Genomic DNA, 16,059 nt, shown 5'->3' on the forward strand with positions numbered 1-16,059 from the left:
CTAGTGGGATTGGTTGATCGAGAAATTGGCACTTCGTTCCTTCTTACTTGCCTTTAAACGGAAATGCAGGTCGCGGTTTGCCTGCTTTAAACGCTTCGACCGAGACTGATAAAGCAAGTTTTACATCCTCACTTTCAAACAATGGGAGCCCTAATTCCAGCACTGCCTGATCCGCGGCGGAAAGGCCGCCTTTCGCCCAGATTCGCAATAAGGCTTTGTGTACCCCGTGGGCGCGTGTCGGGCCTTTGGCCAATTTCTCGACAAAGTTCATCGCCTCATCGAACAATTTGTCGTCCGTCACAACCCGGTTTATCACGCCGTGATTCTCCATAACCTTCGCAGGAACCTGCTCGGAAGTAAACGCCCATTCGATAGCCTTCTGTCTCCCCGCGCGTTCCGCGACACGGTAAACACCTCCAAGTACCGTAATAATACCAAGAGTTTGCTCGGGGTGGCCGAAGCGTGCGGTTTCTCCCGCAAAGATGACATCCGCCCGAACGGCGAGCTCGAGTCCGCCGCCGAAACATAGCCCTTGTACCGCAGCGACAGTCGGGATCGACAGCGACTCAAACCGGTTGAAGGTCACCAAATACCGCTCCAGCAAGGTGCGCAGCTCGTGCGCCGTCATGTCCGGCCAAGGTACAATGTCTCCTCCGAAGCTGAAATCCGGACCTTCCGCACGTATAAGCAAGGCGCGCGCATCGCTGTTTCCTATGGTATCGAGAGCTTCGTCGAATTCCTCTATCATTCGAGGTGAAAGACGGTTCTGCGGTGGATTGTTCAGCGTAATGACAGCGATCTGATTCTCTATCTTATAAGTTAGGTGTGCCATCCCGTTATTCTCCTTTCTCGGAATAAAAGTACGACGGATCGATCTCACCGTGAAGGCTATCTCTTAGCACGGCAGAAAACTTCAATGCGCCTCCCAGTGGGCGATGATGAATCGCGATATGAGCGATAGCTTGATTTTCGTTGCGGGTAAGCACGGTGATGCCCTTGAGCAGAACGCCGCCAAATGCTTGCGCTTCCCATTCTTTATACTCCTGCAGACCTGAAGTCGCGCTCCTCGTAAACGTCAAGCTTTCGTAAATTTTGCTGGCTGCTCCCAAGACCTTCCCAACGTTTTCCCGACCGGTGATCGAGGCGTTCAAGACTGCGGCCTCGAACACAACATCTTCTGCGAAGGCTTCGCCGAATGCGGCTTCAGACTTTTGGGCAAATGCGTTTTCCCAGTCATTCTTAATCGATTTGTTCATAGCGATCACTCCCAATCAAGTTTTTGAAGATATTGGTTTAAATGTTGCGCAACGGCTTCCGCATGTTCCACATGAGACCAGTGGCCACCACCGGCGATATCTTTCTCGGTAACGCGGCTAAACCGCGACACGATGCCTGCAACCATCTCTTGGGTGACGAACGGGTCATCCATCCCCCGCATAATCAGAGCCGGACGCGTAAATTGACTTGGTGAATGGCCGTCGGGATGACCTTCGTTCCACGCATCGACGAGAGCGGCGACAACGTCCGGTCTAACATGTACGCTTAACCCGCAAAGCAGGTCCAATTTGTCGTCCGTAAGCCCGGGAGAAAATTGCCTGCGCACCGCCATCTCGATCTCGGGGTGCTCGCCGAGCTGCTTTAAAGGAGCCACCACTTCAGCCGGAGCCTTGACCCCTCCGAGCGGGACAGGCGTAAGCAGCGCCAATCCTCGAGCAAGTTCCGGATGCAATCGAGTGACGAGCTCTGCGATTTGCGCTCCCATGCTTTGCCCCACAATGACAAAGGGTTTGCCAATCTCTTCGATGACGGAAGCAACATCTGCGGCATAGCGATCAAGAGATATTTCTCCTTCTACAGCCGTTAGCGCCCCCATCCCAGGTAAATCAAGGTAGACTTTTTGCAAATCTTTTTCCGCAATTAAGGCGACGACATCGTTCCAAACCGCGCTGGCGTCCATAAAGCCATGCACAAAAATAATGGCGCGAGAACCGTTGCCGGACGTCGTAAAAGGAATGGTTGCTTTCTGATAATTCAATCGGTTCATGTCTTCTTTCCTCCTGTGTGAGCATAATAATCGCAAAACGGGAGCATGTCCGTCACGTGACTCATGTTCATAGCCATCTGACTGCGTAGGAATAAACATAGTCATCTTATAGTCTTATATGCCCATATTCGCGGTCCAGATTCCCGTCATCAGCACGAAAACCTGCAGGAAATTCCGGCCGCTTTCGCCTTTTAACAGTTCTTGAATCGGAACGCTGCGTTTCTTTGTTTTGTGCCCCTTTTGTCCTTCAAACCTTGCTTTTCATTCGTTCGGCTCTTTGGTGCACGGATGTTCCCGAATGAGAGGCTCGTCATGAGTGCAATCAGTTGTGTACGCCGATTTTCGGGCTTAAAGCTATCCAGGCAGACGGAACAAACAAGAAGCTTCTACTGCTTATCGACAAGGTTTATCGCCGGGCAATTTGGAGCATATACAGGTTATGCAGAACGCTGGAACTACTCCTCCATAACGCTGCCGGAAGGTGACCAGTTCTTCTGATTGATAGCCGCCCAATCGGTGGGCCGGCCGTCGAGGCGATGCATACGCGAGCCCTCGCGACTCTTAAGAACTTCAGGATCCAATGGCGTCATGAACACATTTTCAACGAGGGTGTATTCAGCGGCGAGGCGACCTACTGGCGCAAGAGCTGCCGTATCCACATGGCCTTTCTCATGGTCGTAAACGTCATCACGGATATGATAGCGGACGACACGGCCCCAAATGACATGATCCTCGAATTCGCCAACCGTAAACACTCGTTCGAGCTTGCATTCCATGGATACGGGCGTGAGCGCGACTCGCGGTGGTTTCACGACGACGCTGGGTGCTTTTTCAAGCCCAACGGCTTCGAACTCGTCGACCTCCGACGCGTGCTCAAACGCCGATCTGTGCATCTTGTCAGCGAGGGGCATCGTGACAAGATTGAAGACGAATTCCCCCGTATCGCGGATGTTCACGTATGTATCCTTCAGCGTGCCGTCCGAACGGTGTTGAATGGTAATCGACAGCATCGGGGGCTTTCGACCGACGACCGTGAAGAAGGAGATCGGTGCAATATTGGCGATGCCGTCCGCGGAAAGCGTGCTGATCCAGCCAATCGGCCTCGGGACAACCGTCGCGTTCAAGAGTTTGTAATTGCGGGCTGCGTCAAGCTCGTCTGCATTTAGAATCATAAGACTACCTCCGATTTAAGTTTGGGTGTGGGCTGATCCTCAGCCGCACAGAAATGCAATGCATCGACTGCATTTCGAAAGCGTTTGCAAAACTTCAAAAAAACAATGCCACCCTTGTTCGCTCAATGGTGAATAGCATGTCTCCGTATCGCACCGTTATCGCAAGGTGTTCTTGGTAACACCGTGCTTCCGGACGACTAAAATGCGATAGCTCCGGCGCCCTCTATTCACGTTAAATCACTTCCAAGTTTGACATAATACCATTATAGTCTTATATGCCCCTATTTTCAAGTGGGAGGAACCAATTTCCTTCGGCGCGACGCGCCTGCACAAAGCTCCAATATCCCAAGCCTTGAATTTCAAGATGTCTTGCGCTAACAGTGCTTCTTAAAAGACGCCATCAATTAAAGATCAACAAGAAGAAAGTCTACCGTCTATGCAAGCAAATGGATGTGCATCGTCCACAGCGGAAACTAAAGCTAAAGCATCCTAAGTTTCATCTTTTTATGACCGCCATTGTGCAAACGAAGATCCCTTTTAATTATGCTTTGGCAGCATTTGCTGAACCCCAAAGCGAACCAGGGTTTACTCGATTTGGATAAAGATTAAGCATTGCATTGTATAAATCTAAAACGTTGTCTGTTTCTTTATCCAAACGAATAAAGTCTAACAGATATTGTTTAGTTTCATCCAATATTTTGGGGTTATTATCATTTTCGGGGACTTTGTGACCCGCAATAACAAATTTGGGATTTAGTTCTTTCAAGCGATCGATCGCTTGGATCCATTCAAGTCGAGAACTCTCTGTTGTTTCAGTTAGATATTGATGGATTCCGTTGTAAGCAGCATCACCAGCCACTAGTAATTCAATATCCGAAATCCATAATGATGTTGTATTTGCCGTATCCGTAAATCCAGCTTCAATGATTTCCAACCCATGTTCTTCAAGTTCAAAAGAATTTGAATCGATCACATCGGGAAAAACTTGGGGTTGAGGAATTTGATTAGGGAATAATTTACCCCAAAAACTTTCAATATATTGTGGAGATCCTTGTTCATAACTTTTCTCAACAGATCCTTTCGTTGCTATTGCTTTAACATGTGGAAATTCCTCTTTTAATTGCTTGATTCCAAAGAAATGATCCCCGTGTCCGTGCGTGATATAAATGTATTTAAGGTTACGATCATAAGACTTTATCCAATCAACCAATTTTTGGTTTTGTTCAGTAGTGGTAAAAGTATCCACCAGCACCGCGTCTTTTTCTCCATAAATGAGAGTGGCTGTATTGGAAACCCATTGAAGTTCTTCTTTTCCTTTTGGTAGGTTTCTTGTGACACCTGCACGTTTTATGCATAATTCAGCGAATTGTAAGTTTGACATTCTAACCATCCTTAAATTTTATTTTTATTATACGACAACCCCATGAAAGTCTGAACACCCATCCGCTCCCAATAAATAGTAGCAGTCAGTGAAGGAAAAAAGGAGTAATCTCATATAGAATATGATGACTTTCTTTTTAGTGCATTTCTAACTTTAATTTGATAGTATCTAAACCTCCCTTATTAGTTAGTGTGATTCTTCCTTTGCAGCATACGGGGCATCGACTAATAAACTGAAAGCGTATGCAATTTTATTATAGTCTCATATGCCACTAATTTCAAGTAGGAGAAAAACTTGGGTCACAAGCCGGATTTTCGTACGATCAGTAACTTCCGTAAAGATCATCTGGAATTACTGCCGTGCCTGTTTAAGCAAGTTGTCCAAATTGCGATGAAGCTTGGCTATGCTTCCCACGGACACGTAAGCACCTATGGCTCGGAGGTGATAGCCAAAGCATCGAAACATAAGGACTTGATCACAGGGTTGCTGCTCTAATCCAACACATAAGTCTTAACATTAATTAAATAGCTGTTTTCCGGTTCTGGTGCAAAAACTCCGAGGATAATTGCAATTAATCTCTAAAGCTCGGCGTTAGCGTTGCCCGCCTCGTCCTTGACCGCTTGGTCGCTCTGGACGCGCCTATAAAGGTTTTTGTGATTACTCTAGATTACTATGCCGGCCAAACGCTTGCGAATGGTCTACTTCATTCAATTTGCCATACTCCAGGCAGATGACGTCAAATAAAATATGAACACTTTGGTCAAACAGCGAGCCAAGCGGCTGTATGGTTTTCAATTCATTTTCACGCCGATACTTGGTTGCAGCTGGTACATGTAAGATAGGATTGGCGGTCGCAGCCAAGGCTGACTCAGGATTTGTGGTTACCGCAATCACAGGGCAACCCAGTGAATGTGTTTTTTCAGCTGTCCAAACCACACTTTTCGTTGTTCCAGAACCGGAAACCGCCACCAAAAGGTCCCCTTGTTCAATCGATGGTGTAATGGTTTCTCCGAAGTAACATAGCAGAAGAGATTTTCCCATGCTTAATAGACAAAACCACTCGTAAAAAATCCTTCCAATGTAATTCGATTAAATCCCAGTCGATCGTATCACTAAAAAGAGAATCGATGTGCTTATATTTCATATCAGGGCTAGGTCGAAAGAAAGTGAGCTGTTTGAAATTCCGAATTCTAGGCATCAGTTTAATACCCAGCAGATGAGATAAGCCAAATACAGGCGTAGATTGGCCTTGTGTGTCGGCATGAATAGTGTCTGGTTGCATCTCCGACTCGTTTTTCAGCAAACCATCAAGGATATAAACGGCTTCCCATACCCCGCAGGGGATGAAACTTTCCAGAAATAAGCGTAATAAAAGTACAGCTGCAATTACATAAAATGGAGCTTTAATCTCAATAATTAGATTAGGGAGGTTTTAAGCATATGAATTTAAGTTGGATCCTTGGGCTAATAATTTTATCTCAACAAGTGAATATGCCAGGAAGTTTAGTGATTACTAACAACAGTCATACTATTTCAGTTGTCAACCGTACTAACTTTTCGATGCACTTGCCTGTATTACCCATTATAGATCAAAAAAAGCTAAAAAAATTTATGGACCGAATAGACCAGCATGTTACCCAAAATCCTAAAAATGCAATTATAGATAAAAACGGTCTTATTATACCAGAACAAGTCGGTTACTGTTTAAACCGCCAAGTTTTCGCAGAAAATATTTTTTCTTATTATTTTAATAATGGTTCATATGAATTAGAAGTCCCCTTACTAGCTATTTATCCCAGGATCGACAGTGAATTACTTGGTAATATTAAAAGCGAAAAAATTGGGGAATATATAACATTCTTCAATTCCAATAACAAAGAAAGAAACAATAACATTTATCTTGCTGCAAAAGCCATTAATAATTATGTTCTTTTTCCAGGTGAAATATTTTCCTTTAATAAAGTGGTTGGAGAAAGAACAGCAGGAAAAGGATATATGCCTGCTACTGTAATCGTTAAAGGGGAACTTTCAGAAGACTATGGTGGTGGAATTTGTCAAGTATCATCTACCCTTTTTAATGCAGTTGATAATGCTGGTTTAAATGTTGTTCAGCGTAGCTCACACAGTAAAGTGGTTTCATACGTTCCGCCAAAGCGGGATGCCACTGTTAGTTGGAATGGACCTGACTTAATATTTAAAAATGAATACAATCAACCTATACTCATTATTGCAAAATCGATAGAAAACAAATTAAAGATTGAAATCTATTCTTCTGATGTAATTACCTATACACCTAAGAAAGTTCCATATCTTCCTTTTGAAAAACATCCCCAAAAGTAAATATATACTTTGGGGATTTTCTTTTCCATCATGAAAGGATGGGCATTTTCAATTTTCGTTAACCCGCCCCTAAAGTACAACAAGAAAAAAAGGATTTGCCGCAGCAACCTACCCTTCTTGATACAGATAGGTAAGGGTTTGAAGTTATCGCTCCCCTTTTCCCCCCGTCCACACCGTACAAGCGGCTTTCACCGCATACGGCGTTCCAACTATACCAATCCACTTTAACCATAACTGTTCAGTATTGTGATACTTAATGTGTTTCATTTCTTCCGTTTCAATAAGTCGGTGCCTCCCGCGGGAGGTGAACCTCTTTTAGTCATACGAGAACCTTATTAACCGATAAAGAATTGCCTTGCATGATTAAAGGAATCTTCAATAGTCTTGTGGCTATCCCTCCATGTTGATTAGACATTTCATCGGTACTGTGCCACTACTTTCACTGATATAAAGAAAAGTTATACGGCAACTATTATCATTATCGCTTTTCTTTTCAACGCTTCGTCGGGAGTAAGCCCTCCACGTTATCAGCTTACAATGTTGAATTATATCTATTATAGAATGAACTTAGGTGCTTCCTTTAAGCCTGTTAGCCGTTCATATGCCTGTAACATATCATGGACTTTCATATGAGTTATTTTTACTCATCCACTGCTAACCTCACGCTGTGGTGATATACACATTTCTATGTATTGTGCTTGTAGACCCGTACATTCAGAAGTTCGTCAGCTTACCCTTTTCTTGTAGGTTTATTTGCATTCTCACCATATTCATTCAACTCAAGCATCATGAATTACACCACTCCATCGAGTAGGCTTTCGGCAGCCAAACTGCTACGGTAATTTCTCACGCCTTTTTGCCGAGCTTATAACACTAACATTCTTACTAAATCCAGTGCTATTCGACTAAGAGAGAACCCTTCAGGGCGTTACCCCATCATTTGATTCTTCGATATAACCCTTCAGTTCCGACAGGAACTGCCTGACCTTTACCTGAGCATTGTATGACCAATCTCAATTTAAGCCAGGAACATTTCGCACAACTCTTGCACCCGTTACTTTAAGTACATCTCTTCACAATTTGCTTGAAATCAACATTTTACCTACAAAAAAACTAATCGGATTTTTCCGATTAGTTTCTTATACTTATTGGTTCGCTTTTTTAACCCATTCAGCAACTGTTACAGTCCTTTTAGCTTGGTGTTTTACAGCTGCTTGGACATCTTCAATCATTTTTCCGTCTTGCCCAACGGTAACACTTGTTCCGTAAGGATTCCCTCCAGCACCAAATGTTACTGGGTCTGTGTAACCAGGAACAGCAACAATTGCACCCCAATGATACATAGTTGTATATAGTGATAAAATAGTTGCCTCTTGACCGCCATGCGGGTTTTGAGCAGAAGACATTGCACTAACGACCTTATTCACTAGCTTCCCATTAAACCAAAGTCCTCCTGTTGTATCTAGGAATTGTTTCATTTGTGCAGGCATGTTACCAAATCGAGTAGGTACGCTGAATATAATGGCATCGGCCCATTCAAGGTCATCTAATTTTACCTCTGGCACATCCTTTGTTGCTTCAACATGTGCTTTCCAACCTGGATTTCCTTCGATAACTGATTGTGGAGCAAGTTCAGGAACTTTTAGAATCTTTACTTCAGCACCTGCTTCTTTCGCTCCTTCAGCAGCCCATTGTGATAATTGATAATTTGTTCCACCCATGCTGTAATAGATCATTGCTAAGTTTACATTTGCCATTGTTTTAGTCTCCTTGTCAGATGAATTTCCAAATAACTTGGATAAAATACCCATTTGTTTCACACCAACCTTATTATTTCTTTTTGAACAATTTTTATCCCTAATCTTCGAACTGTTTTTCCATTTCTATAATTAAGATGTGTGCTGTTTCAACCGCCTTAATTGAAATATTTTCTTCAACAATTTCCAATCCATCTCGATCGTTTAACTCAACATTATTTATTACTGAAGTTCCTTCAATTTGAACCAGATATGATTGTCTTCCTTCTTTTACAGGGAACTCAATGTTTTTTCCTTGTTCCAATTCTAAGGAATATATATTGGCTTCTTGATTAATTTTGATTGGGGCATTTCCATTTATATCTGAAACCATATGCAGCCAATTATTTTTTCTATCTTCCCAGTTGAATCTAAAATCACCGTAGTTTGGCTCAAGTCCATTTTTTACAGGGAGGATCCATATTTGCAAAAATCGAAGTGTATCTTCCCCTAAGTTATACTCACTATGAAGTACACCAGTACCTGCACTCATGTATTGAACTTGACCACGAGTTACAGTGTTATTATTTCCCATGCTATCACCATGTGTTAATTCCCCATTGACAATGTACGATATAATCTCCATATCTCTATGAGGATGTACACCAAATCCTTTTTTTGCTTCAAGCAAATCATCGTTGATTACTCTTAAAACACCGAAATGGATATTATCTGGGTTATAATAATCTGCAAACGAAAAATGAAATTTACTTTTTAACCATCCAATATCACTTGAACCCATTTGGCTACTTTCGATTTTTTTTAGCATAAAATTCCTCTCCTACGTTCATTTTCAATATCCCATTTGATGGCAATCTACTATTTACTCCATTGTTTAACTACTTGCTTTTCGGCTATGTGCATAATTTTTTCACAAGTCATTCCTTTATTAGCTAGGACATTGGTTAGATAATTTTTACCTTTATAATTAACTGTAACCATTACCTCAAACATTTTTAATTTCTCCTTTCAACAATAATTGTTAACCTATTTAGTTGGATATATCGTTTTATGGTCAGCCAGTATCACTAATTGTTTTTCATTCGATTGGTAATTTACTTGTGCATCAGAAGAGTAATACCATGTCTTTTCCGTTTCATTTACCTGAAATACATTTAACTCATGCTTAAAATTCAAAATCTTTGAAGACGTTTCTTCATCAACTGGCAGGCTAATCTCCCAATGTTCACCTTTATTCACAATCGTATAAAGTTCAGTTTGGCATAGTAGGCGACTCCCGATGGAATGACGAATCAATAGCATTTAAAATTACCCCCATGTTACTTATAAAGTTCTTTAAACCACTTTGCAGTGGCTTCAATATTACTTTGATTTGCTTTACCCAAGCCATTTTAGATTCCAAACAGTAAGTCAAAGACTCTTCTACATCCTTTCTAAAAACAAGCGGTACAGCAAAATTATAAATACACATACCAGCTTTCGAATCATATTTAAAATAATGAACATAGTATTCATCTTCAAATAAACGAGGACTACCAGCGTTAAGATCTTCTTCTGAAAAAACTTTCGGAATTGGAAAATTTTCTTTCTTGAATATCTCTTCTGTTATTTTCAAAGGTCCATGCTTAATCTTAGTGCGTTCTCTAAAAAAATTCTAATATTGGTCCTCAACGTATTGAAGGTAATAGCGTAAAATACATTTTGACATGCTGTTGCCCATATAGGTTGCCCAAAGTTTACCCATTTCTCCCTAAGTTAGACTTTCGGTATTGTTTGTTTTATTAGAACTTAAATTATGTTGTTTAATTGTTTGCAAATCAATTGTTTGCATAGTAACTACCTTCTTTTATTTTTTGGCTTAGTATTTTCACCATTTCAAATCATATTCTTCGCTTAACTTTTATCCATTAAAAGTATTAATTTGTCTTTAGCTTTATTTAATTAAACTGCCACGTTACTTGAAAAAGAAAAAGCGACCTTCGTTATTGAAGTATCGCACCTGTTAGCTTTATAACGAAAACGCTTTTTACCCACTAAAAAATGACCATAAAGCTAAAACTTCAATAGCAATTGGAATAAGTGCTACTATGTCTTAAATTGGAGCAAGAACTAACCAATCAAAAAATTTGAATGAAAAGAAATTACTTTATACAATAATAATAAATAAAAAATCAATCCCATTGGTTATTTGAATAAGGAGGAAATCTCTTGGAGGAAATTAAAAGTCTTGAAACATTTGAACAAGTGGTCTCTAATGAAAAAACTGTTATCATAAAATTTTTTGCAGGTTGGTGCCCAGACTGTACTAGAATGAATATGTTCATCGATGATGTCATTAAGGATTACAGTCAATATGAGTGGAACGAAATCAATCGTGATGATTTTCCAGAACTTGCTGAAAAATATTCTGTAATGGGGATCCCAAGCTTGCTAATCTTCAAAAACGGAGAAAAGCTTGCCCATTTACATAGTGCTAACGCAAAATCTCCAGAGCAAGTAAGAGAGTTTTTGAACGAACAAAATAAATAATTAAAGGTATACGACCAGATAATCTTGGTCGTTATTTCATTTTTAAGCACCATAATCTAAAACCGTATTTACTTTGTTGTTCTGACAACTTTTCAACCCACTATTTAAGGTGAATTTTATATTGTGTGCCAATAGCAACAATATTTACGAAAAGAGCTTTTGAATTAATTTGAGCACAGCCCTTTAGTATCCTTTAAGAATTCCTTCTTCAACTAAAGCTCCCGTTAATTGAACAAGACAGCGCTTGATAATGACTTGAGTTCCAATGCCCGGATTACAGGACGAGGGTTAGTTGGAAAAAAGTGCTCATCACGAACCTATTTGTTCATGAAGAGCACCTGCACATTATCAGTTCGCCCAACGGTCAACTAAACCTGAAGTTGCTTAGATCTATCGAAACGAACAGCAGATCGCGGACGGGTTCCATATTTGGTCCACGCAGATACATGCGGCGTTTTGTCGGGTAACGAAAGCCTTGAACCTCGATGTAGTCATCGATATATTGCGCCGACGGGATGCCGCCGGCGACTTCATTGATGTAGTCGTGTCTGCGCACCAGTAAATCAGCGTCAAAGTAAAAGTCCTGCTCCTTACTGTGACTGGCAATGTGATCGGGAAACGTCACACGCAATCCACGCCACGTCTCGTTTCCTTCTTTCCAGGATGGGATTTCGCTGACCTCAAACCCTGTCATCGTCATGAAAAAAGGAGTGGTCAGGTATGTCCACATTGCGTATCCATTGAAATAGGCCCGATGAAGCGGATCCCATGGCGTGTTCATCGTATGATTCGCAAACAAGGTCCTAGGGTTATCTTGCTCGCGAATGACATCCCCGGACAAGGTTTCAATCGCAATACGATCGGGCGTGAAGGCAGTCTTCCAATCCGGTTGACCGAAGGGAGTGATAGAAGCGATTTCCGAGTGAAGCTCTACTGTCATTTCACGCGGATACGGATCTTGAATGAGCCCTTTTAATGGCCATAACCCACCACCGGTAACGATCGTGGCTGTTAATGAATGATAACTTTTCCAACGGTCTAATCCGCCATGCGCGTCTATGACTTTTGCCAGCAGTTCGTTCATAGGTTCCTCCTTGTTTCGAATTGATTTTAAAACTTCTGACATTATATTTTCCCTTTTATTTTAACTGAAATACCTCCGACATGCGGCCGAACCGAGCTAAACGCTCGGGAAATAGGCGAATGAACTCGTGGCAAATATTATTCATCTTACCGCCAATTGCTGTTAAGCCATCATTACAAGCCGTTTAGTAATATTCCCGCCAATCTGACCTGTTTCCCGAGTCAACATATTGCCGTAATACCGTCTGCTGGGATGGTAATACCGATCTCTCTTGCAACTTCAAACTTTAACTGCTCTATTGCACTTTTTGCTTGCGGAACGGAAAGCGTGTTGTTTCTCTGGCTGGGCCATATTATACCCTCCTCAAAAAGTATATTGCTTCCATGGTAGTTTGTTCCTTGAGCCCGCATGGTAGACTGATTCACTACGACCAGGTGCACCACAAATTGTTGCTCTCTGTGAGAAGCACGCAGGAAAGATTAATCTTATATGGAATATACAAAATAAAAAAGTATCCAGAGATGAACTGGACACCATTTTATTTTGCAACATAACAGTCACGATTAGCGTTACTTTTTACTTCCTATTTTAGTTCTGTTTTTCTGATTTTTCTGTCGAAAAGGCCTTTTATTACTCCTATAAAAGAACCTGGAAATATTAGATATTCGGTTCCAAGTTCTTTAACTTTTTTGATTATATGGTTCTATTCCAAGTTGCTATGTCGCCCAAATGCCGCAGTGTGGTCCACATCATTCAGATTACTATAAAGTAAACAAATCGTATCAAAAAGAATATGGACACATTGGTCGAATAAGGAGCCAAGTGGTTGTATCGTTTTCAGTTCATTCTCGCGGCGATACTTTGTGGCTGCTGGTACATGCAGGATCTTGGTGGCTCCCGCAGCGAGGGATGACTCCGGATTAGTCGTAACGGCAATAACCGAACAGCCCAATGATTGTGTTTTTTCAGCTGTCCAGACTACACTCTTCGTGGTACCGGAACCTGAAACGGCTACGAGAATATCACCTTCGGCTATCGAAGGAGTAATGGTTTCACCTACAACATATACAGTTGCACCCAAATGCATTAATCTCATCGCGAATGATTTGGCCATTAACCCCGACCGCCCCTCGCCAATGATAAAGATCCGCTTTGCTTTTTGCAACTGGGTAGCCAATTCGTGGAGCTCTTCCTCCTTCACCTGACTTAAGACGGTTTCTACCTCACTTAAAATAGTTGGAATCACTAACATGTTCTATTCTCCCTCCATTATTGCCTGTTTCAATTTGGCTGCTGCCTCTTTCGGATTAGTTGCTTTAGTAATTGCTGAGCCGACAATCACTACTGATGGATTTAGGGATTTTCTTAAATTGGCTAGTGAATCAATCGTGATCCCTCCCGCTGCAGCGATTTGAATCGAGGTACCAGTAATAAGAGTACTGTTCTTTATCCCCTTATTCCGTGCACCTGATTCCTCTTGCTCATCCTTGCTTACATGAGCACAAAAGATGGCGTCAGGATAGTTCAATAATTCCCTAACTTGGGCTTCTGTTGTATTTAATAAATCAAACATGACCTTCTTTTCGTAGCGAGCTGCGACTTCCATGCAGGCATTAATCGTTACTAACGGAGAAACACCCATGACGGTCACAATATCAGCTCCTGCTTCAAAAGCCATTTCAAATTCATAACGGGCATTGTCCAATGTCTTCATGTCAGCCACAATGGTTTTGTGTGGAAAAGCCTGCTTTAACTCTCTAACACTTGCCATCCCGAATTCCTTGATTAAAGAGGTTCCGACTTCCACCCAATCGATTGAATCCTCGACGATTCTCGTCAAATGAATGGCATCGGCGATTTGCAGCCGATCCAAGGCTAATTGTATTTTCATCGTTTTAGCTCCTTATTTTAAATTAGATAAACCGATTTACTAAATCGGTTTTATAGTTATAGTACTCCAGCCGACATTGTATTTCAATGAGAAAGCTACTGGTTTGAACCAAGCTTAGATGGTGTCAGGCACCGACTACACCATCTTGCTTGGGAACACATACTCTTTAGGCTTTTTCTCTACCTTATTAATTTGATCAAACAACAATTCGGCGGCCTTTTTTCCCATTTCCGAGGATGGCTGGACAATGAAAGAAATAGGAGTTTCCAACAGATGAGCATAAGGAATATTATCAAAAACAATCAGATTTATATTTTTGCCTAGCTTGATTCCGTTTTCTTTAAAAAAATCCATTACAGCTAAAAAAACACGATCATTTGCAGCAAAAATGGCAGTTGGCTTTTCCTCTAATGAAAATAGTTTTTCTAATTTGCTTTTCATATCCGGGATCGCCGCTTCCAAAATAAAATCTGAGTTAATGTTTAAGCCAGCCGCCAACAAGGCTTGCTTATATCCTTTTAATCGATCTCTACGCGTGCTAACCATAAGCAGCTGAACCGCAAATGCTATATTTTGATGTCCCTTCTCAATTAAATGGTGGATCGCCTTATAAGTCGACTCTGTATTGTCCGTAATCACCGAAAACACATCCATGTTTTCTACTTTTCGATCGACAAACACAACAGGATAGCCTTCCTTAATCATGCTTTCATACAATTCATTATTTTTGCAGGTAGGAAAAATAATCAGGCCATCCACCTGCTTCGCCCGCAGCATTTCAATATATCGCTTTTCCTTCTCAGGATCATCATCTGCATTACATACGATGGCGTGTAAATCATGTCCATTACAGAAATCTTCGATAGAACGGCTGACCTCAGTTGAAAAATGATGCATAATATTGGCCACAATGATTCCAATCAGGGAGGTTCGCTTTTGCTTTAGACATTTGGCAATATAATTTGGCTGATAACCAAGCTTGTCAATCGCCTCTTCAATCTTAAGCTTTGTTTTTTCGCCCATATATTCAAACCGTTTATTTATAAACTGTGAAACCGTACTTTTCGATACGCCTGCTACTCTCGCAACATCGGCCATCGTCACTTTTTCCATACTTTCTTCCTCTTTCAACATGCATCAATGACTTCATTATAGTGATAAATCTGCTAATTTTCCAGTTAACAGATAGAGGCGCTCAGCCCTCTGGCTGCCTGAACCCCCTTCATCAGCTCCCGTGCATTTACTTTGACTTCGGATAAATAGGCATCTGTTAAAGTCTTCTTTGGATCTACCAAAGAGGAGCCTACACCTACTGCAACGGCACCAGCGTGGATATAATCCTTTGCATTTACTAAGTTAATCCCACCCGTTGGCATGAGAGGAATATGCGGCAGCGGTCCGGCAATATTTTTAAAATAACCTGGACCGACACTCCCAGCTGGGAACACTTTAATCACATCAGCACCATTTTCATAGGCGTTTAAAATTTCCGTCGCCGTAAAGGCGCCTGGAACACTGATGACCCCATATCGCTTTGTCATGCGAATAGTCTCTATATTGACCGTCGGAGAAAAAATAAACCGCGATCCCGCCATAATCGCCGCTCTTGCAGTCTCTGCATCGAGGACGGTTCCGGCCCCTACCAACATTTCATCCCCAAATACATCAGAAGCTTTTTCAATAATGGCCAGCGCATTTGGAGTTTCCACCGTAATTTCAAGCGCTGTGACCCCACCTGCCTTCAATGCTTCACCTATCGGAACAATCGAATCGAGCGACGCACGCCGAATCACAGCCACCACTGCTCTACTTTTGATTTCCTCTACACTCATAAAAATCTCCCCTTTAATAGCCAACAGCC

The 16,059-nt window shown here is 41.8% G+C and carries 17 protein-coding genes and 3 pseudogenes; 2 read left to right on the top strand and 18 right to left on the bottom strand.

The window, feature by feature from the left end:
• Nucleotides 1-43: 43 nt before the first annotated feature.
• The 7 genes and pseudogenes from KW850_RS21990 to KW850_RS22020 form a co-directional block, all read right to left on the bottom strand.
• Complete coding sequence (locus tag KW850_RS21990; protein WP_218349897.1) at nt 44-832, bottom strand: enoyl-CoA hydratase/isomerase family protein; 789 nt, start codon at nt 830-832, stop codon at nt 44-46.
• 4 nt (nt 833-836) lie between these two features.
• Nucleotides 837-1,256 (bottom strand): nuclear transport factor 2-like protein, encoded by a 420-nt coding sequence (locus tag KW850_RS21995; RefSeq protein ID WP_218349898.1) that lies wholly within the window; start codon nt 1,254-1,256, stop codon nt 837-839.
• A 5-nt stretch (nt 1,257-1,261) separates the two neighbouring features.
• The gene (locus tag KW850_RS22000) at nt 1,262-2,044 is read right to left on the bottom strand and encodes an alpha/beta fold hydrolase (RefSeq protein ID WP_218349899.1); all 783 of its coding nucleotides are present in this window, start codon (nt 2,042-2,044) and stop codon (nt 1,262-1,264) included.
• Nucleotides 2,045-2,499: 455 nt separating this feature from the next.
• Nucleotides 2,500-3,216: a flavin reductase family protein gene (locus KW850_RS22005; RefSeq protein WP_218349900.1), complete on the bottom strand. Its 717-nt coding sequence runs from the start codon at nt 3,214-3,216 to the stop codon at nt 2,500-2,502.
• Nucleotides 3,217-3,757: 541 nt separating this feature from the next.
• Nucleotides 3,758-4,597: an MBL fold metallo-hydrolase gene (locus KW850_RS22010; RefSeq protein ID WP_218349901.1), complete on the bottom strand. Its 840-nt coding sequence runs from the start codon at nt 4,595-4,597 to the stop codon at nt 3,758-3,760.
• A gap of 657 nt (nt 4,598-5,254) precedes the next feature.
• Nucleotides 5,255-5,638: an SIS domain-containing protein gene (locus KW850_RS22015; protein WP_218349902.1), complete on the bottom strand. Its 384-nt coding sequence runs from the start codon at nt 5,636-5,638 to the stop codon at nt 5,255-5,257.
• Nucleotides 5,604-5,945: pseudogene (locus KW850_RS22020) on the bottom strand (Tn3 family transposase); the annotation flags it as partial. The gene KW850_RS22015 and the pseudogene KW850_RS22020, both read right to left, overlap by 35 nt.
• Before the next feature lie 92 nt (nt 5,946-6,037).
• Between KW850_RS22020 and KW850_RS22025 the strand changes: the two are divergent.
• Nucleotides 6,038-6,937, top strand: a complete 900-nt coding sequence (locus KW850_RS22025) for a VanW family protein (RefSeq protein ID WP_218349903.1) — start codon at nt 6,038-6,040, stop codon at nt 6,935-6,937.
• 1,145 nt (nt 6,938-8,082) lie between these two features.
• Here KW850_RS22025 and wrbA read toward each other — a convergent pair.
• The 5 genes and pseudogenes from wrbA to KW850_RS34310 form a co-directional block, all read right to left on the bottom strand.
• On the bottom strand, nt 8,083-8,748 hold the full coding sequence (wrbA, locus tag KW850_RS22030; protein ID WP_218349904.1) for an NAD(P)H:quinone oxidoreductase: 666 nt from the start codon (nt 8,746-8,748) through the stop codon (nt 8,083-8,085).
• Between the two features lie 46 nt (nt 8,749-8,794).
• The gene (locus KW850_RS22035; protein WP_218349905.1) at nt 8,795-9,502 is read right to left on the bottom strand and encodes a pirin family protein; all 708 of its coding nucleotides are present in this window, start codon (nt 9,500-9,502) and stop codon (nt 8,795-8,797) included.
• Between the two features lie 50 nt (nt 9,503-9,552).
• Complete coding sequence (locus KW850_RS22040) at nt 9,553-9,687, bottom strand: BA3454 family stress response protein (RefSeq protein WP_218349906.1); 135 nt, start codon at nt 9,685-9,687, stop codon at nt 9,553-9,555.
• Nucleotides 9,688-9,720: 33 nt separating this feature from the next.
• Complete coding sequence (locus tag KW850_RS22045; RefSeq protein WP_218349907.1) at nt 9,721-9,996, bottom strand: hypothetical protein; 276 nt, start codon at nt 9,994-9,996, stop codon at nt 9,721-9,723.
• A pseudogene (locus tag KW850_RS34310) lies at nt 9,947-10,333 on the bottom strand (DUF3231 family protein); the annotation flags it as partial. The pseudogene KW850_RS34310 and the gene KW850_RS22045, both read right to left, overlap by 50 nt.
• Nucleotides 10,334-10,911: 578 nt before the next feature.
• On the opposite strand from KW850_RS34310, the gene KW850_RS22055 reads away from it, so the two are divergent.
• Complete coding sequence (locus tag KW850_RS22055) at nt 10,912-11,223, top strand: thioredoxin family protein (protein WP_374226379.1); 312 nt, start codon at nt 10,912-10,914, stop codon at nt 11,221-11,223.
• Nucleotides 11,224-11,587: 364 nt separating this feature from the next.
• Here KW850_RS22055 and KW850_RS22060 read toward each other — a convergent pair whose 3' ends face one another.
• The 6 genes and pseudogenes from KW850_RS22060 to KW850_RS22085 form a co-directional block, all read right to left on the bottom strand.
• Complete coding sequence (locus KW850_RS22060; RefSeq protein ID WP_218349910.1) at nt 11,588-12,307, bottom strand: hypothetical protein; 720 nt, start codon at nt 12,305-12,307, stop codon at nt 11,588-11,590.
• 162 nt (nt 12,308-12,469) lie between these two features.
• Nucleotides 12,470-12,717, bottom strand: a pseudogene (locus KW850_RS22065) (alpha/beta-type small acid-soluble spore protein).
• Nucleotides 12,718-13,010: 293 nt separating this feature from the next.
• A complete protein-coding gene (gene hxlB, locus KW850_RS22070; RefSeq protein ID WP_218349911.1) occupies nt 13,011-13,559 on the bottom strand; it encodes a 6-phospho-3-hexuloisomerase in 549 nt (182 codons plus the stop codon).
• A gap of 3 nt (nt 13,560-13,562) precedes the next feature.
• Nucleotides 13,563-14,198, bottom strand: a complete 636-nt coding sequence (hxlA, locus tag KW850_RS22075) for a 3-hexulose-6-phosphate synthase (RefSeq protein ID WP_218349912.1) — start codon at nt 14,196-14,198, stop codon at nt 13,563-13,565.
• Between the two features lie 135 nt (nt 14,199-14,333).
• A complete protein-coding gene (locus KW850_RS22080) occupies nt 14,334-15,311 on the bottom strand; it encodes a LacI family DNA-binding transcriptional regulator (RefSeq protein WP_218349913.1) in 978 nt (325 codons plus the stop codon).
• A gap of 65 nt (nt 15,312-15,376) precedes the next feature.
• A complete protein-coding gene (locus KW850_RS22085; protein ID WP_218349914.1) occupies nt 15,377-16,030 on the bottom strand; it encodes a bifunctional 4-hydroxy-2-oxoglutarate aldolase/2-dehydro-3-deoxy-phosphogluconate aldolase in 654 nt (217 codons plus the stop codon).
• Nucleotides 16,031-16,059 lie beyond the last annotated feature (29 nt).

The organism is Bacillus sp. sid0103 (assembly GCF_019219025.1).